This is a genomic window from Aromatoleum petrolei, assembly GCF_017894385.1.
GTDB lineage: Bacteria > Pseudomonadota > Gammaproteobacteria > Burkholderiales > Rhodocyclaceae > Aromatoleum > Aromatoleum petrolei.
In genome coordinates, this window is record NZ_CP059560.1 from 866139 (window position 1) to 884678 (window position 18540).

The following is an 18540-nucleotide window of genomic DNA, read 5'->3' on the forward strand; positions in this document are numbered from 1 at the left end:
CTGTCAGACGCGACACGGTCGGCGAGTTACTTGCGCAGACCCAGGCGCTCGATGAGGGCGCGATAGCTGTCGGCGTTCTTGCCCTTCAGGTAGTCGAGCAGCTTGCGGCGCTGGCTGACCATCTTGAGGAGGCCGCGGCGCGAGTGGTGATCCTTCGCGTTGGCCTTGAAGTGGCCGGTGAGGCCGTTGATGCGGGCGGTGAGCAGAGCGACCTGCACTTCCGGCGAACCGGTGTCGCCTTGTGCGCGCTGGAAGTCCGTGACGATCTGCGCCTTGGATGCGGTATCGAGAGCCATGTGGGTGTTTACTCTTTTCGTATTCTGCCAATCAGAAGCGTGGGATTATACCCAACGCACCATGAAAAACTCAATAATTATCAGGACTGCCGTGCCGTCGTACCGGCTGCAACGAGGCGTTTCGGCAACAGGCGGCAGTCATCGCCAAGTTCCCCCAGGCCAAGAAAGCGCCCGTCCCCGTACACCCTTACCAAACCGCGCTCGTTGCCGACATATGCAACCGCGCGCCCCTGCAACAAACCCGCCGCCGCCTCCGCTGAGAGCGTGACAACGGAAAAGTGCGACACCAGCGCGTCGGCAGGGGCAAGCAGGCGCTCCCGTTCGTCCGCCAATGCCGCTTCGAGTTCGCTGAGCGTTACCGTACCGACCCCCGCAGCAAAAGGACCGATTCGGGTGCGCCGCAATGCCGATAGATGAGCACCGCAACCAAGAACCCGGCCCAGATCGATCGCGAGCGTCCGGATATAGGTGCCCTTGCTGCACGCGACGCGGATCCGGAAGGTCTCCCCACCAAACTCGAGCAGTTCCAGCTCATGAATCGTGACGCGGCGCGGCGCAAGTTCAACCACGATGCCGGCACGCGCGTACTCGTACAGCGGTTTCCCGTCGCGCTTGAGCGCCGAATACATCGGCGGTATCTGCTCGATCTCGCCCGCAAAGCGCATGAGCGCAGCACGGACGTCATCCTCGGAGACCGACACGGGAGCTTCGGCATTCGGACGCCCTTCGGCGTCCCCGGTATCCGTCTCGATACCGAGACGGACCGTTGCCTCGTATTCCTTGTCCGCGTCGAGGAGCATCTGCGAGAACTTCGTTGCCTCACCGAAAGTCAGCGGCAACAACCCCGTCGCCATCGGATCGAGCGTACCGGTATGACCGGCCTTTGCGGCATTGAGAAGACGGCGGGCCGTCTGCAGCGCCGCATTCGACGTGATGCCCGCCGGCTTGTCGAGCAGCAGGACACCGTCCAGCGCGCGGCGCTGGTGCCTGAATTGCTTCTGTGCTTTCAAGACCGCTCAGCTTTCCGGATCGTCCTTGTGGCGCGCATCATCCTCGCGCACCACCTGGTCGATCAGTTGCGACATGCGGCTGCCGCGCTCGACGGACGGGTCGTAGTGAAAATGCAACTCGGGCAGCGTGTGGATACGCACGCGCTTTCCGAGTTCCCTGCGCAGGAAGCCGCTGGCACGGCGCAGACCGACAAGGATTTCATCGAGCCCCTCCTCGCCACGCATCGAGGTGAAAAACACCTTCGCATGGGCGTAGTCGGGGGTGATCTCGACGTCGGTGAGCGTGATGAATCCCACGCGGGGATCCTTCACTTCCAGGCGGATCAGCTCGGCCAGTTCGCGGCGGACCTGCTCCGCCACGCGCTGGCTTCGGGAATACTCCTTGGGCATCTCTTAAAGCGTCCGGGCGATTTCCTGGATTTCGAACACTTCGAGCTGGTCGCCTTCCTGGACATCGTTGTAGTTCTTCACCGACAAGCCGCATTCGAAACCGAACTTGACCTCCTTGACGTCGTCCTTGAAGCGCTTGAGCGATTCCAGCTCGCCCGAGTGGACGACCACGTTGCCGCGCAGCACGCGGATCTGCGCGCCGCGCTTGACGAGGCCCTCGAGCACGTAACAGCCCGCGACGGTACCGACCTTGGGCACGCGGAACACCTGACGGACTTCCACGAGACCGATGACATTCTCGCGCCTCTCCGGTGACAACAGCCCCGACAGCGCCGCCCTCACGTCATCCACGGCGTCGTAGATGATGTTGTAGTAGCGTATATCCACACCGAAAGTTTCGGCGAGCTTGCGTGCGCCGGCATCGGCGCGGGTGTTGAAGCCGATGATGACCGCACCCGAAGCCTGCGCCAGGTTGACGTCCGACTCGGAAATCGCACCGACTGCGGAGTGGATCGCGTTGACGCGGACCTCGTCCGTGGACAGCTTGTTGAGCGCCTGAACCAGGGCCTCCTGCGAACCCTGCACGTCCGCCTTGATGATCAGCGGCAGGGACTTCACCTCGCCCTCGGCCATCTGCTCGAACATGCTTTCGAGCTTGGCCGCCTGCTGCTTGGCCAGCTTCACTTCGCGGAACTTGCCCTGGCGGAACAGTGCGATTTCGCGCGCCTTCTTCTCGTCGGCTAGGACAATCGCCTCGTCGCCGGCCGACGGGACATCCGAAAGACCGAGGACTTCGACCGGAATGGACGGACCCGCTTCGTCGATCGCCTTGCCGTTCTCGTCGAGCATCGCACGGATGCGGCCGAAGGTGGCGCCGACCAGCATGACGTCACCCTTGCGCAGGGTGCCAGACTGGACCAGCAACGATGCGACCGGACCACGTCCCTTGTCAAGGCGCGCCTCGATGATAAGGCCCTTGGCAGGCGTATCGACCGGAGCGGTCAGCTCGAGCACCTCGGCCTGCAGCAGGACGGATTCGAGCAGGCTGTCGATTCCGACACCGGTCTTGGCCGACACGTTGATGAACATGACGTCGCCGCCGTACTCCTCGGGCACGACACCCTCGGCGATCAACTCCTGCTTGACGCGGTCGGGATTGGCCTCGTGCTTGTCGATCTTGTTCACCGCAACGACGATGGGCACTTCCGCCGCCTTCGCATGGTGGATCGCCTCGCGCGTCTGCGGCATCACGCCGTCATCAGCCGCGACCACGAGAATGACGATGTCGGTGGCCTTCGCGCCGCGGGCGCGCATGGCGGTAAATGCCTCGTGACCCGGGGTATCCAGGAAGGTGAGCATGCCGCGCGGCGTCTCGACGTGATAGGCGCCGATGTGCTGCGTAATGCCGCCAGCCTCACCCGAGGCGACCTTGGCGCGCCGGATGTAGTCGAGCAGCGAGGTCTTGCCGTGGTCGACGTGGCCCATGACCGTCACGACGGGCGCACGCCCTTCCACCTTGGCATCAGCCTGGGCTGCGGTCTCCTCGAGGAAGGCATCCGGGTCATCGAGCTTCGCGGCAAGTGCCTTGTGCCCCATTTCCTCGACCAGGATCATTGCGGTTTCCTGATCGAGCACCTGGTTGATAGTGACCATCGACCCCATCTTCATCAGGGCCTTGATCACCTCGGCCGCCTTGACTGCCATCTTGTGGGCAAGGTCAGCGACGGTGATGGTCTCGGGCACGTGGATCTCGCGCACCACCGGCTCGGTCGGCATCTGGAACGCCTTGTGATCGTCCTGCTGACCCCGGCCGCGACCGCCACCACGGGCGCCACGCCACGAACCGGTCGTGGCGCCGACTTCACCGCGGGTCTTCAGGCCGCGACGCTTGGCGCTGTCACCGGCTTCAGCGGCACCCCCGCGCACACCACGCTTGGCATCCTTGCCGCCCGCCTTATCATCAGTTTTGGCGGGACGATGCAGCGTACCGGACGGCGCCTTGGCGGCATCGCGCGATTCCGGTTTAGCGGCCTCGGCGCGCTTCTCGGCTTCGGCGCGGACACGCGCTTCTTCTTCCGCGCGGCGGGCCTCGGCGGCAGCACGTGCAGCCGCTTCGCGCTCCTGCTTGGCCTTCAGATCGGCCATCTGACGCGCACGCAACTCTTCGTGACGACGCGCCTCGCGCTCGCGGGCGGCGCGCTCCTCGTCGCTGAGGATGGAAACGCGCGGACGCGGCACGGAGGCCGGTGCTGCGGCAGCGTCGTCGGCAGATTCGGCTACGGCCTGCTGCTCGGGCTCCTCGACGGATGCCTCGATGACAGGCTCAGGCTCAGGCTCAGGCTCCGGTTCGGGTTCGGGCTCGATGATCGGCTCCGGCTCGACCTCGACGACGGGCGCGATTTCGACAGGGGGAGTCTCGGGCACGACCTCGGCCACTGGCTCGACCATCCCGTCAGCCTCGACCGTTGCCAGCGCTTCCTCGAGCGAGGACACGTCGCCGGCACCAATCTCGCCACCCAGTTCGTCACGCTTGACGAACACGCGCTTCTTGCGCACCTCGACCTGAACGGTACGGGCGCGGCCGGACGAGTCGGTCGCGCGGATTTCGGACGTCTGCTTGCGGGTCAGCGTGATCTTGCCCTTGGGCTGGCTGTCGCCATGGGAACGACGCAGGTACTCGAGCAACCGCGCCTTGTCCTGCTCGGTCAGCAACTGGTCGGGGCTGGTCTTCTCAACACCGGCTTTCTGCAACTGCTCGAGCAGTACCGCTGCCGGCATTCTTAGTTCGCCGGCGAACTGGTTTACGCTCATTTGTTCCATCAGTCAGTGCCCTCCCCTCATTCTTCGAACCAGTGCGCGCGCGCGACGGAAATCAGCGCGCTGGCACGTTCTTGTTCGATTCCGGCGATTTCAACGAGCTCATCGACTGCGAGATCGGCCAGATCATCGCGGGTACGCACGCCATGCTCGGCCAGCTTGGCGGCGAGCGGCTTATCCATCCCTTCGAGATTGATCAGATCGTCGGAAACATTTTCCAGCTGCTCTTCGGTCACGATGGCCTCGGTGAGCAGGACGTTGCGCGCACGATTGCGCAGCTCGTTGACCGTCTCTTCATCGAAGGCTTCGATTTCGAGCATTTCGGCGAGCGGCACGTACGCGATTTCTTCGAGCGACGAGAAACCTTCGTCGATCAGGATGTCGGCGAGTTCCTCGTCGACGTCGAGCTTGTCCATGAACAACTGGCGCAGGCTCTGGCGCTCCTGGCCAGACTTCTGCGCAGACTCTTCTTCGCTCATCAGATTGATGGTCCAGCCGGTCAGCTCGGACGCGAGCTTCACGTTCTGCCCGTTGCGGCCGATCGCGATCGCGAGGTTGTTGTCGTCGACGACGACATCCATGCTGTGCTTTTCCTCATCCACAACGATGGACACGACCTCGGCGGGTTGCAGCGCGGAGATGACGAACTGTGCGGGATCCGGCGACCAAACGATGATGTCGATCTGCTCGCCGGCGATCTCGTTGCGCACGGCGGTCACGCGCGAGCCGCGCAGACCGACGCAGGTGCCGATCGGATCGATACGTGAGTCGTTCGACTGCACGGCGATCTTCGCACGCAGACCAGGGTCGCGGGCGCAAGCCTTGATTGCGAGGAGGCCGTCCTCGATCTCGGGGACCTCGAGCTCGAACAGCTTGCCAAGGAAGTCCGGCGCCGTCCGCGACAGGATCAACTGGGGACCGCGGGCACCACGATCGATGCGCAGCAGAAAGGCCTTCACGCGATCGCCGACGCGCAGGTTCTCGCGCGGGATCATCTGATCGCGGGGAATCATGGCCTCGAGACGCCCGACCTCGATGATCGCGTTGCCGCGCTCCATGCGCTTGATCGAGCCCGAAACGAGGTGTTCCTTGCGATCGAGAAAGTCGTTGAGCACCTGTTCGCGCTCGGCATCGCGGATGCGCTGCAGGATCACCTGCTTGGCGGCCTGGGCGCCGATGCGGCCGAAGTCGATCGGCTCGAGCGGTTCCTCGATGTATTCGCCGACCTGGATGCCGGGCTGCACGTCGCGGGCATCGATGATGCCCATCTCGGCCTCGTCGTTGACGACCTCCTCGTCGGGCAGCACCACCCAGCGGCGAAAGGACTCGTAATCGCCCGTCTCGCGGTCGATCGTCACGCGCACATCGGCTTCGTCATTGATACGTTTTTTCGTCGCAGAGGCAAGCGCCGTTTCCAGGGCACCGAAGACGATGTCCTTGGCCACATTTTTTTCGCGCGCCAGCGCATCGACAAGCAGCAAAATCTCGCGGCTCATTAATCAAAATCTCCACACACGAATTCAAAATCTGGGCACGAGACGCGCCTTCTCGACCTCGTCGAAGGGAAGGGCCACATCCCCCTTCCCGGTGCTCAGATGCACCACACCTTCGGCAAAGCCAGTGAGCACGCCGGCAAAATTCCGTTGATTGCCGATCGGCATACGCAGGCGAACCTGCACCTCGCTACCGACAAAGCGCTCGAAATCGGCAGCCTTCTTGAGCGGCCGATCGAGCCCGGGCGAGGAAACCTCAAGTCGATCGTAGTCCACGTTTTCGACCTCGAAAACGCGCGTCAACTGGTTGCTGACAGTCGCGCAATCATCGACGTTCACTCCACGCTCGATATCGATGAACACGCGCATCAACCGCCCCTTAGGGGAAGTCTCGAAATCCACCAGTTCGAAACCCAGGCCGGTGACCACCTGTTCGACCAGACGTTCGACGTCCATTTCCACGCCCACAAATAAAAAATGGGCGTAACGCCCATCTTTGTTGATTCCATCCACAAAACGACACCGGCAAGGAAGCCGGTATCAAAGCTTTGCGATTATAACAGCCCCATTGAAAACAGGCAATTGCGACACCGGCCGCGCGCACACCCCCTCATGCCCGCCCGCGCGGCGTGGTGCGGTGCAGCCGGACCTGGCGCTCCTTTTCTGCGGTGCGCGCCGAAACCTGACGCTGCGGCTGCGGAACGCCGGCGAGTTTGCACACCTCTTCCTCAGGCATCTCCATCCACATGCCGCGCTTGAGGCGCGAGGACAGTGTCACCGGGCCGTAACGCACGCGCATCAGGCGGCTGACAGTCAGCCCGACGGCTTCGAACATTCGTCGCACCTCGCGATTGCGCCCCTCGGACAAGGTGACCTTGTACCAATGATTGGCCCCCTCCCCGCCCTGATCGGTGAGGCTCGTGAAGCGCGCAAGTCCATCCTCGAGCTGAATGCCCGTCTTCAGCGACTCGATCTGTTCTTCGGTGAGTTCGCCTAGCAGGCGCACCGCATACTCCCGCTCCAGTTCGTAGCGCGGGTGCATGAGCCGGTTGGCGAGAGCGCCGTCGTTGGTGAACAGCAGCAGGCCCGAGGTGTTGAAGTCGAGGCGACCGACGGCGATCCAGCGCCCCTTGCGCAAAAGCGGCAGGCGCTCGAAGACGGTGGGCCGCCCTTCCGGATCCTCGCGCGAGACGATTTCGCCTTCGGGCTTGTGGTAGATCAGCACGCGCGGAGCGCGCGCCGTAAATCTTACCGAAAGGAGCTTGCCGTTGAGCTTTACGCGATCGCCGGGGCCGATTTTCTGTCCCAGTTCGGCAGGTTCGCCATTGACGGTGATGCGCCCGGCGACGACCCATTCCTCGATCTCGCGCCGCGAACCGATTCCGAGGCGGGCGAGGACTTTCTGCAGCCGCTCCGGTTCGTGCTCTTCCTGCGGCGCCCCGCGAGCGGCGGCCGGCCCGCGCCGCTGGGGCAACTCGCGCGCCGTCTCCGCGGGCATGTCAACGCTGCCCGGCTGACGGGCGCCATGGGGGCGCAGCGGACCCGCCGCAGGCTCAGCCTTCTTCTTCGTTGGCGGCCGGAGCGGCCGATTCGATTTCTTTGGTGTCGACAAGATCCATGATCCTTTCAATTTCGGTTAACGCGGGCAATTCGGTGAGGCTGCGCAGGCCCAGATCGTCGAGAAAGCGCCGCGTCGTCGCAAACAGGGCCGGACGCCCCGGCGTATCGCGATGGCCGACGATGTCTACCCACCCACGCGACTCCAGCGTCTTCAACACGCTGGGAGACACTGCAACGCCGCGGATGTCCTCTATGTCTCCACGCGTGACAGGCTGACGATAGGCGATGATCGCAAGCGTTTCCAGTACGGCGCGTGAATACTTCGGCGGTTTTTCTTCCTTCAGCCGATCGAGGAACACCTGGTACTCCGGTCGCGTCTGGAAACGCCAGCCGGAGGCGATCTGCACCAGCTCGACGCCCCGCCCGCCCCACTCGCCGCGGAGTTCGTCGAGCAGTCGGCGGACCAGATCGGCCCCGGGATCGGGATCGAAAAGGCGGCGTACGTCCGCGACCTGCAGCGGCGCAGTTGCTGCCAGCAGAGCCGTCTCGATCACGCGCTTGAAGTCTTCAGGCGTCGTTGGCTGCATCGGCAAGCTTCACGTAGATCGGCGCGAAGGGCTCGTTCTGGGCGACGTGGACCAGCTTTTCCTTCACGAGCTCGAGCACCGCGAGGAAACTCACGACCAGACTGGCAGGACCGCGCGCGGACTCGAACAGGGTGTCGAAGACGACGAAGCCGCCGTCAGCCAGCTTGCGCAGGATCGTCGTCATGTGTTCGCGCACCGACAGCTCATCGCGCTTCACCTGGTGATGCTGCGTCAGCCGGGCCTTCTTCATGATCTTGAGCCAGGCGAACTGCAGGTCGTGGAGACTGACCTCGGGCAGGCGCTCGATGACTTTCTCGGCGACGAAGATGCCGACCCATTCGTGGTCGCGCTCGATTCGCGGCATGGCGTCGAGCCGCGCAGCCGCCATCTTCATCTGCTCGTATTCGAGCAGCCTGCGTACCAGTTCGGCGCGCGGGTCGAGCGATTCGTCCTCGCTCTCGCGCGGTGGGCGCGGCAGCAACATGCGCGACTTGATCTCCAGCAGCGTCGCGGCCATGAGCAGATAGTCGGCTGCGAGTTCGAGGTTGTGTCGGCGCATCGCCTCGACATAGACGAGGTACTGCTCGGTGAGCGGCGCCATCGGGATGTCGAGGATGTTCAGGTTGGCCTTGCGGATCAGGTAGAGCAGCAGGTCGAGCGGCCCCTCGAAGGCGTCGAGGAAGATTTCGAGCGCGTCGGGCGGGATGTAGAGATCCTTGGGCAGCTCGAGCATCGGCTCGCCGTACAGGCGAGCGAAGACCTCGACCGGGACGGGTGTCTCGGCCGGAGCCAGTGCAAGCGGCATGTTCATGCCACGCTCATCCTGCAAGCCACAGTCTGTCGGTGCGTCAGCGATATGAGAGGCCCATCGCCTCGCGCACGTCGCGCATCGTCTCTTCGGCGAGCACAGCGGCGCGTTCGCAGCCGTCGGCGACAATGCGCCGCATCAGGGCGGGGTCGTCGAGGTAGCGCTGGGCGCGCTCGTGCATGATGACCTGTTCCTTGAGGACGCCGTCGATGACCGGCTGCTTGCACTCGATACAACCGATGCCGGCGCTGCGGCAACCCTGCTGCACCCAGTTGCGCGTGTCATCGTCGGAGTAGATGAGATGAAACTGCCACACCGGACACTTTTCCGGATCGCCTGGATCGGTGCGGCGCACACGTGCCGGGTCGGTCTGCATGGTGCGGATCTTCTTCGTCACCGTGGCCGGATCTTCGCGCAGGAAGATGGTGTTGCCGTAGCTTTTCGACATCTTCTGGCCGTCCAGGCCGGGCATGCGCGCGGCCTCGGTGAGGAGCGCACCCGGCTCTACGAGGATCATCTTGCCGCTGCCTTCGAGGTAGCCGTGCAGGCGCTCGAGATCGACATGGCTGACACTGCCCGCATCGCGCAGGATGAGCCGCGCCTGCTCGAGCGCTTCGGTTTCGCCTTCCTGCTGGAAGCGCTTGCGCAGCTCCTCGAACAGTTTGCCGGTCTTGCCGCCCAGCTTCTTGACGGCCTCCCTGGCCTTGTCCTCGAAGCCGGGCTCGCGCCCGAACATGTGGTTGAAGCGACGTGCGATCTCGCGAGTGAATTCGATGTGCGGAACCTGGTCTTCCCCGACGGGAACCTTGTCTGCCCGGTACAGGAGGATGTCCGCCGACATCAGCAGCGGATAGCCGAGGAAACCGTAGGTGGCGAGGTCCTTGTGGGCGAGCTTTTCCTGCTGGTCCTTGTAGGTCGGGACACGCTCGAGCCAGCCCACCGGCGAAATCATGGACAGCAGCAGGTGCAGTTCGGCGTGCTGGGGCACCTTGGACTGGATGAAGATGGTCGCCTTCTCGGGATCGACACCGGCCGCGAGCCAGTCGACGAGCATGTCCCACACGCTGTCGGTGATGACCTCCGGATTATCGTAGACCGTGGTCAATGCATGCCAGTCGGCAACGAAGAACAGGCAGGGGTATTCCTCCTGCAGTTTGACCCAGTTCTTGAGCACGCCGTGGTAGTGGCCGAGATGAAGTCGCCCGGTCGGGCGCATGCCTGAGAGAACGCGTTCTGCGTACATGATTTAAAACCCGAAAAGCGTCGCGAGAAGGATCTGAAAGAGTGCGATCAGCGGCCACAGGATTTGGCCGAGGATGCCGGTGAAAAGGAGCACGAGAAGAATCGGGAAGCCGTAGGGCTCGATACGCGCGAATTTCCACGCCAGCCGGTGCGGCAGCAGGCTGACGACGATGCGACCGCCATCGAGCGGCGGAATCGGCAGGAGATTGAGCAGCATCAGCACCGAATTGATCTGGATGCCGGCCATGCCCATCTCGCGCATCGGTTCCGCGTACATGCCGTGCGGATCGGACATGCCGAACTTCAGCAGCAGCGCCCAACCGAGCGCCATCAGGAAATTCATGAACGGCCCTGCCGCCGCCACCCAGAGCATGTCGGCCTTGGGCCGGCGCAGGCGATTGAAATTGACGGGCACCGGCTTCGCCCAGCCGAACAGCATTCCTCCGCTCCCCAGCAGCGAACTGAGCGCGAGGATGGCACCCGGCACGATCACGGTTCCGACCGGATCGATGTGCTTGAAGGGATTGAGGGTGATGCGTCCCTCGAGCTCCGCCGTGGGATCGCCGAAATGCCGCGCCACATAGCCGTGCGCAGCCTCGTGCAGCGTGATGGCAAGCAGCACCGGCAAGGCCCAGATGGCAAGGGTGGCGATCAGCGATTCCATGAAGTCAGGGGGCAAAACGCCGCATTCTAGCAGAGCGGGGAAATCCCCCGCGTCCCCGCACGCCCTCCTCCGGCACTTTCAGTCGTTCTCCAGACCGAATGGCGCCAGATCCCCGCGGCCGGCGCGGATCAGCACCGGGGCGCCCGACGTCAGGTCGATCACGGTGGTCGCCTCCGGGCCACAATAGCCGGCCTCGATGACGAGTTCGACCTGCTTCTCGAGACGTTCTCGGATTTCCTCGGGGTCCGTCAGCGGAAAATCGTCATCGGGCAGGAGGAGCGTGGAGGTGAGGATGGGCTCGTCCAGTTCCTGCAGCAGCGCGGCCACGACGGGATGCTCGGGAACGCGCAGCCCGATCGTCTTGCGCTTGGGGTGCAGCACGCGCCGGGGCAGTTCCTTCGTACCCTCGAGGATGAAGGTGTACGGGCCCGGCGTGACCGCTTTCAGCAGACGATACTGGGCATTGTCGACCCGGGCGTATTTTGCAATTTCCGAGAGGTCGCGGCACATCAGGGTGAAGTGGTGGCGCTCGTCCACCCCACGCAACCTGCGGATCCGCTGCAGGAGATCAGCATCGCCGGTGAGGCCGCCGAGCGCGTAGGCCGAATCGGTGGGGAAAGCGACCAGCCCGCCGGCGCGCATGATCTCCGCCGCCTGGCGGATCAGCCGCGGTTGGGGAAACTCGGGGTGAAGCGAAAAGAACTGGGCCATGAATGCATTCCGGATCAGAGAAGCCCGGCGGCGACGGGCGCTGGCGCCACAAGTCGCGACCAGACGGGAACGAGGTCGGGCGGCAGCGGATCGCAACGACCGAGATCGACGGGGCTCTCGCTGCTACCGTGGAAATCGGAGGCGCGCGAGGCGAGCAGCCCACGGCGGCGCGCAACGCTCGCGAAGCGCTGCACGTCCGGAGCGGCATGCGCACCGGAGACGACCTCCAGCGCCTCGCCGCCGCAGGCAACGAAGGCGTCGAAGAGCGCGTCCATGTCGCCTGCGGAGAGACGGTAGCGCCCGGGATGAGCAATCACCGCGATGCCGCCGGCCGCGCGGATCCAGCCGACCGCGTCCTCGAGCCGCGCCCACACGTGGGGAACGAAGCCGGGTTTGCCGCGGGTCAGGTAGTAGCGGAACACTGTCCCGACATCGGGCATCAGTCCGCTCGCAACGATGTGGCGGGCAAAATGTGCGCGGCCGACCATCGCCGGGTTGCGCGCAAATCGGCGCGCGCCTTCGAGTACGCCATGCAGGCCGATCGCGTCGAGCGCGTCACTCATGGCCTGCGCCCGCTGCTCGCGGCCGCTGCGCACCTGGGCCAGCCCGTCCAGCAGTCGCGCATTGCGATGGTCTATGCCCAGGCCGACCACATGGATGGTCTCGTCGCGGAAGGTCACCGATATTTCCACCCCGGCGACCAGCGCAATGCCGCACTCGCACGCCGCGGCCGCCGCCTCGTCGATCCCACCCACTTCGTCATGATCGGTGAGTGCCAGCAGTTCGACGCCATTGGCCGCTGCGCGCTGCACCACCTCGGCGGGAGTCAGCCAGCCGTCCGATACGGTCGAGTGGCAATGAAGATCTGCATTCGAGAACATTGTCGGGGATCTGGGACGCCATCCCGGCCGGACGCCGGAACAGATATTTTTTTCATGATAGCAAACCGCATGGCCGCCCCGGCCGTTGCCAGTCCCTCGACGTGGTGCTATCGTCCGCCCGTCGCGCGGGAGCGGGTGAGCATTCCGGATAGAAAAACGCCGCTGGCAACATCCCGGAGATCGCGCTGGCAAGCGGACCGAATGCCGGCCCGGGGGAACAAAGCGAGCAAAAGCGACGCCTGCAGCGGCCGGCACACACCGGATCCACTGCCGCATCGACCGTCAGCTCGCGCCCTCCCGGACACCCGAGTCGGGATCGCACGGCTCTGCGACGCAGGCCCCCTGGGCATTGCGCTGACAGTCTCGACAACCGATTCCGCGTTTCGGCAGGAGCGTCCGGTTCCCATGCAGACGCCTATTCATCCAGCCTTATTTCTCGTTCATTTCCCGGTGCCCGATCGTTCCCGCAGCGTCATCCCGCCAAGGCAAGCGCCGATGGCCGACATCGAAGGATCGACGGTCGCCCCGTCGCGCATCGGGCGGTCGGCAACGTTGACCTGCGACGCTGACTTCGACAATCGATCATAACGAAAGCAACACTGCGTCCGGCACGAAGCCTGGACTACGAACCTTCCATCACTGGAGCCCGTCATGAGCAACATCCCTGCAAACCTGAAATACACCAAGTCGCACGAATGGATCCGCGTCGAAGCCGACGGCACGCTGACCGTGGGCGTGACCGATCACGCCCAGGAAGCGCTGGGTGACGTGGTGTTCCTGGAACTGCCCGAAGCGGGCCGCGGCGTTACCGCAGGCGAGGCCTGTGCCGTGATCGAGTCGGTCAAGGCCGCCTCGGACATCTACGCGCCCGTTGCGGGCGAAATCGTCGAGTTCAACCAGGCAGCGGTCGATGCACCCGAATCGGTGAATGCCGACGCCTATGGCACCTGGCTGTTCAAGATCCGGCCGGACGCCGGGGCGGACCTAACCAATCTGCTCGACGCCGCCGGCTACGAAGCCGTCGCCAACGCCTGATTCCGCCGCACGCATCTCCCTCCCGGGCCGGCGATGCGCGGCCCGGCATACCAGCAGAGCTTTCTTCATGTCGAACACCCCTGCCTCCTCATCCGTGCACGCGCCCCTCTCCGGGCTCGAGCAGCGCGACGCCTTCATCGCCCGCCACGTCGGACCAAATCCTGCCGAGGTCGCGAAGATGCTCGCAGCCATCGGCGCTCCGACGCTGGACGCGCTGATCGACCAGACCGTCCCGTCAGGAATCCGTCTCCCGGGGCCGCTGCCCCTCGGCGGCGCGAAGCCCGAGCATGAGGCACTGGCCGAACTGCGCGCGATCGCACGGAAAAATGTCGTGAAGAAATCGCTGATCGGCATGGGGTATTTCGGCACCCTCACGCCGGCGGTGATCCTGCGCAATGTGATGGAAAATCCCGGCTGGTACACCGCCTACACGCCGTATCAGGCCGAGATCTCCCAGGGGCGTCTCGAGGCACTGCTGAACTACCAGCAGATGGTGATCGACCTGACCGGACTGGAACTCGCGAACGCCTCGCTGCTGGACGAGGCCACGGCCGCTGCCGAGGCGATGACGATGGCGCGACGCGTGAGCAAGTCGAAGGCCAATGCCTTCTTCATCGACGAGGCCTGTTTCCCGCAGACGATCGACGTCATGCGCACCCGCGCCGCCTATTTCGGCTTCGAGCTGGTGTTCGGCCCGGCTGCCGGCGCGGCCGACCACGACGTGTTCGGCGCCCTGCTGCAATATCCGAACGAGCGCGGAGAAATCGCCGATCTCGGCGCCACGATCGCGGCGCTGAAGGCGAAGGGGGCCGTCACCGCCGTCGCATCCGACCTCATGGCGCTCGTCCTCCTCAAGTCTCCCGGAGCCATGGGCGCCGACATCGCGCTCGGCTCGGCCCAGCGCTTCGGCGTGCCGATGGGCTTCGGCGGGCCGCACGCCGCCTTCTTCGCGACGCGCGAGGCCAATGTGCGCGCGATGCCGGGCCGCATCATCGGCGTATCGAAGGACACGCGCGGCAAGACGGCGCTGCGCATGGCGCTGCAGACGCGCGAACAGCATATCCGCCGCGAGAAGGCGAACTCCAACATCTGCACCTCGCAGGTGCTGCTCGCCAATATGGCCGGTTTCTACGCCGTCTATCACGGCCCGGAGGGACTGCGCACGATCGCCGCGCGCATCCACCGACTCGCCGCGATCCTCGCCGAGGGCCTGCGCTGCGCCGGCTTCGCGGTGCCGACGGCGGCCTTCTTCGACACCCTGCAGGTCGAGACCGACGCGCGGACTGCGGCGATCGCCGCAGCATGCGACGCAGCCGGCTTCAACCTGCGCAAGGCCTCGGACACCGTGCTGGGCATCTCGGTCGATGAGACGACGACCGCCGCCGACGTCGCCGCCGTGCTGCAGTGCTTCGGCGCGGACGCCGACATCGCCGCACTCGACGCCGCGGTCGCGGCCAACGGCGGCGCCATCCCGGCAGCGCTGCTGCGTGACGACGCGATCCTGAAGCACCCGGTGTTCAACACCCACCGCACCGAGCACCAGATGCTGCGCTATCTGAAGAAGCTGCAGAATCGCGACCTCGCCCTCGACCATTCGATGATCTCGCTCGGCAGCTGCACCATGAAACTCAATGCGACGAGCGAGATGATCCCCGTGACCTGGCCGGAATTCGCGAACATGCATCCGTTCGCGCCGCGCGAGCAGGCGGCCGGCTGCCTCGAGATGATCGAAGGCCTAGCCGACTACCTCAGGGCGGTCACGGGCTTCCCTGCAATCTGCATGCAGCCGAACTCGGGCGCGCAGGGCGAATATGCGGGCCTGGTGACGATCGCGCGCTATCACGCCAGCCGCGGGGAAGCACATCGCAATGTGTGCCTGATCCCGAAATCCGCGCACGGCACGAACCCCGCGACGGCGCAGATGTGCGGCATGGAAGTGGTCGTGGTCGCCTGCGACGACAAGGGCAACGTGGAGGTCGCCGACCTGCGCGCGAAGGCGGCACAGCATGCCGACCGCCTCGCCGCGCTGATGATCACCTACCCCTCCACACACGGCGTGTTCGAGGAGGCGATCCGCGAAATCTGCACCATCGTGCACGAGCACGGCGGCCAGGTTTACATGGACGGCGCCAACCTCAACGCCCAGGTGGGGCTGACCTCGCCCGCGCACATCGGTGCGGACGTCAGCCACATGAACCTGCACAAGACCTTCTGCATCCCGCACGGCGGCGGCGGTCCGGGCATGGGCCCGATCGGCCTTGCGGCGCATCTGGCGCCCTTCATGGCCGATCACGTCGTCGCCGCGACCGGTGGCGAGGACCGTCCGAACAAGGGCCAGGGTGCTGTCAGCGCCGCCCCCTTCGGTTCGGCAAGCATCCTCCCGATCTCGTGGATGTACATTGCGATGATGGGCGGCGAAGGCCTGCGCAAGGCGACCCAGGCGGCGATCCTCAACGCGAACTACATCGCCGGCCGCCTCGCCGAGCACTACCCGGTGCTCTACACGGGCTCGCAGGGGCGCGTCGCGCACGAGTGCATCCTGGACATCCGCCCGATCAAGGCGGCGACGGGGATCAGCGAGGTGGATATCGCCAAGCGCCTGATGGACTACGGTTTCCACGCACCAACAATGTCCTTCCCGGTTGCCGGCACCATCATGGTCGAGCCCACCGAATCGGAAGACTTGGCGGAACTGGACCGCTTCATCGACGCGATGATCGCGATCCGCAACGAGATCGGCGAGATCGAGGCCGGCCGCTGGACCGCCGAGGACAACCCGCTGAAGAACGCCCCGCACACCCAGGCCGACTTCATCGGCGACTGGACGCGCGCCTACACCCGCGAGCAGGCCGCATTCCCGCTGGCCTGGATCGGCGAGAACAAGTTCTGGCCCAGCGTCAATCGCATCGACGACGTGTACGGCGACCGCAATTTGTTCTGTGCCTGCGTGCCGATGGAAGACTACGCAGGCTAAAATCGCGCCGCTTCGCGCCCATCGGAAGCCACGCCACACCGGCGTGGCTTTTTTTCGACCCTCGCAACACGAGCCCCACGCACCTCCATGTCAACGCATGCCCCGTCCACGCCGAACGACCGGAACTGGCTCGGCCTGCTCGCCTCGGCCCTGATCGTGCTGCTGGTCCTGGGCACCGTGCTCGTGCAGCAGACCCGGCCGGTGCCGATGCATGATCTCAAGCTCGCGGACGGCGAACGCCTGAAGTGTGTCTCCTACGCCCCCTACCGGCTTCCCGGCCAGACGCCCTTCGACGAGCAACTCGTCATCGCGCGCGACCAGATCGCGGCGGACCTCACCGCACTGGCAAAGATCACCGAATGCGTGCGCATTTACTCGGTCGACCAGGGGCTGGACCAGGTGCCCGCGGTGGCCCGCGAAGTGGGCCTCAAGGTGCTGCTCGGCGCCTGGGTGAATGCCGATCCAAAGCGCAACATGAAGCAGCTCGACCACGCGATCGCGCTCGCCAACGACTATGCCGACGTCGTCCGCGTGCTGATCGTCGGCAACGAGGTGCTGCTGCGCCGCGAGCGGACCGAGTCCGAGCTGCGCGAGCTCATAGAGTATGCACGCGCCCGCGCGACGGTACCGGTGACCTACGCCGACGTCTGGGAATTCTGGCTCCAGCACCCCAAGCTATCGGAGTCGGTCGATTGGGTCACCGTGCACATCCTTCCCTTCTGGGAAGACCATCCGGTCGCCATCGACCGTGCTGTCGCGCATGTTGCCGAGGTGTTCGACGAGGTCCGCACGCATTTCGACAGGCCGCTGATGATCGGGGAGACCGGCTGGCCCAGCGCCGGTCGCCAGCGCCAGGGCTCGGAACCGTCCCAAGTCAATCAGGCCCGCTACATCCGCGAATTCGTGCATATCGCGCACGAAAAGGGCTGGAACTACAACCTCATCGAGGCCATCGACCAGCCGTGGAAGCGCCGCCTCGAAGGCACCGTCGGCGGCTTCTGGGGCATGCTCGGCACCGACCTGAGCCCGAAATTCCCCCTCGCCGGCCCGGTCACCGAGCGCTCCGGCCTTGCTGCGCCGCTGGCAGGCGCCGCACTCGGGGCGACCCTGTGCCTGCTGCTCGCATTCGGCACGCGCGGGACGTTGGCGCGGCTTGCCGCGCTGGCCCTAACCGGTACGGTCGCCGGGCTCGCCGCGGTCCTCGGCTGGGAACATGCGCAGCTCGCCTGGCGCGACACGTTCGAATGGTGGCTGCTGGGCAGCATCGGCGTCCTCGGCCTGCTGGCCGCCCCGGCGGCTGCGCGCTGGCCGGGCGCCACGCCCATCTGCACCGCCGGCGAGGCGTGGGCGGCCCTTCGCGGCGGCGGCCCGGCCCACCTCAGTGCCGGGCAGTGGCTGGGACTGCTGCGCGGCGTGCTCCTGTTCGCCGCGGCAGTCACGGCCCTGCTGCTGTTCGCCGACCCGCGCTACCGCGACTTCCCGGTATTCCTCTACCTCGTCCCGGCCCTCGTGTTCGGCGTCACCGGATGGTGGGCGGCGAGCCGCTTCGGCGCAGAGGAAAAAGTGTGCGGACTCGTGATCGCCGTGTGCGTCGCCGGCCGCTGGTTACCGGAGCCCTTCAACCCGCAGGCCGTCGCGTGGCTCACCACGGGCCTGGTCCTCGCCGCCCCGTGCCTGCGCGCCATTGCGCGCAAGGACCAGTAGCGACAGCATCGCGCCGACTGCGGCGTAATCGAAACTATAGAGCACGAGTCCGGCAATTCCGCTCAACCACCCGGCCCACGCCGCGGGGCGACGACCGGAGACGAAGGCCAGCACGCCCAGCGCCAGACTCACCCAGCCGAGCCGCTGGTGCATGAAGGCCTGGACGAGTGCCCACTTCACCAGACACAGGCCCTCCAGACCGTCGGCGATCAGCGGCTTGCAGTCGGCCGGAAAAACCCCGGCTTCCAGCCCCGCATAACGCAATAGAAGGACCGCCGCCAGCACCACCGCGCTCACCCAGACCAGCCGGCCAACCCCGCCTCCGCGCCGCATTTCCTTCACTGACAACACCTTTTTCCTTATTAATC

Annotated in this window: 17 protein-coding genes; 3 read left to right on the forward strand and 14 right to left on the reverse strand. The window is 65.1% G+C overall.

What is annotated here, in order from left to right; all coding sequences use genetic code 11:
- Positions 1 to 26: 26 nt before the first annotated feature.
- From rpsO to ToN1_RS04005, 13 genes are all read right to left on the reverse strand, one after another.
- A complete protein-coding gene (gene rpsO, locus ToN1_RS03945; RefSeq protein WP_169206617.1) occupies positions 27 to 296 on the reverse strand; it encodes a 30S ribosomal protein S15 in 270 nt (89 codons plus the stop codon).
- A gap of 80 nt (positions 297 to 376) precedes the next feature.
- Positions 377 to 1306, reverse strand: a complete 930-nt coding sequence (truB, locus tag ToN1_RS03950) for a tRNA pseudouridine(55) synthase TruB (protein WP_169206618.1) — start codon at positions 1304 to 1306, stop codon at positions 377 to 379.
- 6 nt (positions 1307 to 1312) lie between these two features.
- Positions 1313 to 1696, reverse strand: a complete 384-nt coding sequence (gene rbfA, locus ToN1_RS03955) for a 30S ribosome-binding factor RbfA (protein WP_169206619.1) — start codon at positions 1694 to 1696, stop codon at positions 1313 to 1315.
- Between the two features lie 3 nt (positions 1697 to 1699).
- Positions 1700 to 4516, reverse strand: coding sequence for a translation initiation factor IF-2 (infB, locus tag ToN1_RS03960; protein ID WP_169206620.1), 2817 nt, complete (start codon positions 4514 to 4516; stop codon positions 1700 to 1702).
- A 17-nt stretch (positions 4517 to 4533) separates the two neighbouring features.
- Positions 4534 to 6009, reverse strand: a complete 1476-nt coding sequence (nusA, locus tag ToN1_RS03965; RefSeq protein ID WP_169206621.1) for a transcription termination factor NusA — start codon at positions 6007 to 6009, stop codon at positions 4534 to 4536.
- 24 nt (positions 6010 to 6033) lie between these two features.
- Entirely contained in the window at positions 6034 to 6462 is a 429-nt protein-coding gene (gene rimP / locus ToN1_RS03970) for a ribosome maturation factor RimP (protein ID WP_210148113.1), read from the reverse strand.
- Between the two features lie 154 nt (positions 6463 to 6616).
- Positions 6617 to 7504 (reverse strand): 23S rRNA pseudouridine(2605) synthase RluB, encoded by an 888-nt coding sequence (rluB, locus tag ToN1_RS03975; protein ID WP_244860961.1) that lies wholly within the window; start codon positions 7502 to 7504, stop codon positions 6617 to 6619.
- A gap of 55 nt (positions 7505 to 7559) precedes the next feature.
- The gene (scpB, locus tag ToN1_RS03980) at positions 7560 to 8153 is read right to left on the reverse strand and encodes an SMC-Scp complex subunit ScpB (protein ID WP_169206623.1); all 594 of its coding nucleotides are present in this window, start codon (positions 8151 to 8153) and stop codon (positions 7560 to 7562) included.
- Positions 8134 to 8964 carry a segregation and condensation protein A gene (locus ToN1_RS03985; protein WP_169206624.1) on the reverse strand — a complete coding sequence of 277 codons (831 nt, stop codon included), beginning with the start codon at positions 8962 to 8964 and terminating at the stop codon, positions 8134 to 8136. The genes scpB and ToN1_RS03985 overlap by 20 nt, the downstream gene beginning before the upstream one ends.
- Positions 8965 to 9001: 37 nt before the next feature.
- Positions 9002 to 10204, reverse strand: coding sequence for a tryptophan--tRNA ligase (locus ToN1_RS03990; RefSeq protein WP_169206625.1), 1203 nt, complete (start codon positions 10202 to 10204; stop codon positions 9002 to 9004).
- Positions 10205 to 10207: 3 nt separating this feature from the next.
- The gene (locus ToN1_RS03995) at positions 10208 to 10867 is read right to left on the reverse strand and encodes a site-2 protease family protein (RefSeq protein ID WP_169206626.1); all 660 of its coding nucleotides are present in this window, start codon (positions 10865 to 10867) and stop codon (positions 10208 to 10210) included.
- 78 nt (positions 10868 to 10945) lie between these two features.
- On the reverse strand, positions 10946 to 11578 hold the full coding sequence (locus tag ToN1_RS04000) for an L-threonylcarbamoyladenylate synthase (RefSeq protein ID WP_169206627.1): 633 nt from the start codon (positions 11576 to 11578) through the stop codon (positions 10946 to 10948).
- 14 nt (positions 11579 to 11592) lie between these two features.
- Positions 11593 to 12459 carry a 3',5'-nucleoside bisphosphate phosphatase gene (locus ToN1_RS04005; protein WP_169206628.1) on the reverse strand — a complete coding sequence of 289 codons (867 nt, stop codon included), beginning with the start codon at positions 12457 to 12459 and terminating at the stop codon, positions 11593 to 11595.
- 651 nt (positions 12460 to 13110) lie between these two features.
- Here ToN1_RS04005 and gcvH point away from each other — a divergent pair.
- The 3 genes from gcvH to ToN1_RS04020 all read left to right on the forward strand — a co-directional run bounded on the left by gcvH (position 13111) and on the right by ToN1_RS04020 (position 18172).
- Positions 13111 to 13494, forward strand: a complete 384-nt coding sequence (gene gcvH, locus ToN1_RS04010) for a glycine cleavage system protein GcvH (RefSeq protein WP_169206629.1) — start codon at positions 13111 to 13113, stop codon at positions 13492 to 13494.
- Positions 13495 to 13561: 67 nt separating this feature from the next.
- Positions 13562 to 16468, forward strand: a complete 2907-nt coding sequence (gene gcvP / locus ToN1_RS04015) for an aminomethyl-transferring glycine dehydrogenase (protein ID WP_169206630.1) — start codon at positions 13562 to 13564, stop codon at positions 16466 to 16468.
- Between the two features lie 87 nt (positions 16469 to 16555).
- Entirely contained in the window at positions 16556 to 18172 is a 1617-nt protein-coding gene (locus tag ToN1_RS04020; RefSeq protein ID WP_169206631.1) for a glycoside hydrolase family 17 protein, read from the forward strand.
- Here ToN1_RS04020 and ToN1_RS04025 read toward each other — a convergent pair.
- Positions 18074 to 18514, reverse strand: coding sequence for a hypothetical protein (locus tag ToN1_RS04025; protein WP_244861112.1), 441 nt, complete (start codon positions 18512 to 18514; stop codon positions 18074 to 18076). The genes ToN1_RS04020 and ToN1_RS04025 overlap by 99 nt on opposite strands.
- Positions 18515 to 18540: the final 26 nt, after the last annotated feature.

Coding starts and splice junctions, on each gene's coding strand:
- rpsO (WP_169206617.1), bottom strand. CDS start 296: ATGGCTCTCGATACCGCATCCAAGGCGCAGATCGTCACGGACTTCCAG.
- nusA (WP_169206621.1), bottom strand. CDS start 6,009: ATGAGCCGCGAGATTTTGCTGCTTGTCGATGCGCTGGCGCGCGAAAAA.
- ToN1_RS04000 (WP_169206627.1), bottom strand. CDS start 11,578: ATGGCCCAGTTCTTTTCGCTTCACCCCGAGTTTCCCCAACCGCGGCTG.
- rbfA (WP_169206619.1), bottom strand. CDS start 1,696: ATGCCCAAGGAGTATTCCCGAAGCCAGCGCGTGGCGGAGCAGGTCCGC.
- ToN1_RS03985 (WP_169206624.1), bottom strand. CDS start 8,964: ATGAACATGCCGCTTGCACTGGCTCCGGCCGAGACACCCGTCCCGGTC.
- rimP (WP_210148113.1), bottom strand. CDS start 6,462: ATGGACGTCGAACGTCTGGTCGAACAGGTGGTCACCGGCCTGGGTTTC.
- ToN1_RS03995 (WP_169206626.1), bottom strand. CDS start 10,867: ATGGAATCGCTGATCGCCACCCTTGCCATCTGGGCCTTGCCGGTGCTG.
- scpB (WP_169206623.1), bottom strand. CDS start 8,153: ATGCAGCCAACGACGCCTGAAGACTTCAAGCGCGTGATCGAGACGGCT.
- ToN1_RS04020 (WP_169206631.1), top strand. CDS start 16,556: ATGTCAACGCATGCCCCGTCCACGCCGAACGACCGGAACTGGCTCGGC.
- infB (WP_169206620.1), bottom strand. CDS start 4,516: ATGGAACAAATGAGCGTAAACCAGTTCGCCGGCGAACTAAGAATGCCG.
- ToN1_RS04005 (WP_169206628.1), bottom strand. CDS start 12,459: ATGTTCTCGAATGCAGATCTTCATTGCCACTCGACCGTATCGGACGGC.
- gcvP (WP_169206630.1), top strand. CDS start 13,562: ATGTCGAACACCCCTGCCTCCTCATCCGTGCACGCGCCCCTCTCCGGG.
- ToN1_RS03990 (WP_169206625.1), bottom strand. CDS start 10,204: ATGTACGCAGAACGCGTTCTCTCAGGCATGCGCCCGACCGGGCGACTT.
- rluB (WP_244860961.1), bottom strand. CDS start 7,504: ATGCCCGCGGAGACGGCGCGCGAGTTGCCCCAGCGGCGCGGGCCGGCC.
- gcvH (WP_169206629.1), top strand. CDS start 13,111: ATGAGCAACATCCCTGCAAACCTGAAATACACCAAGTCGCACGAATGG.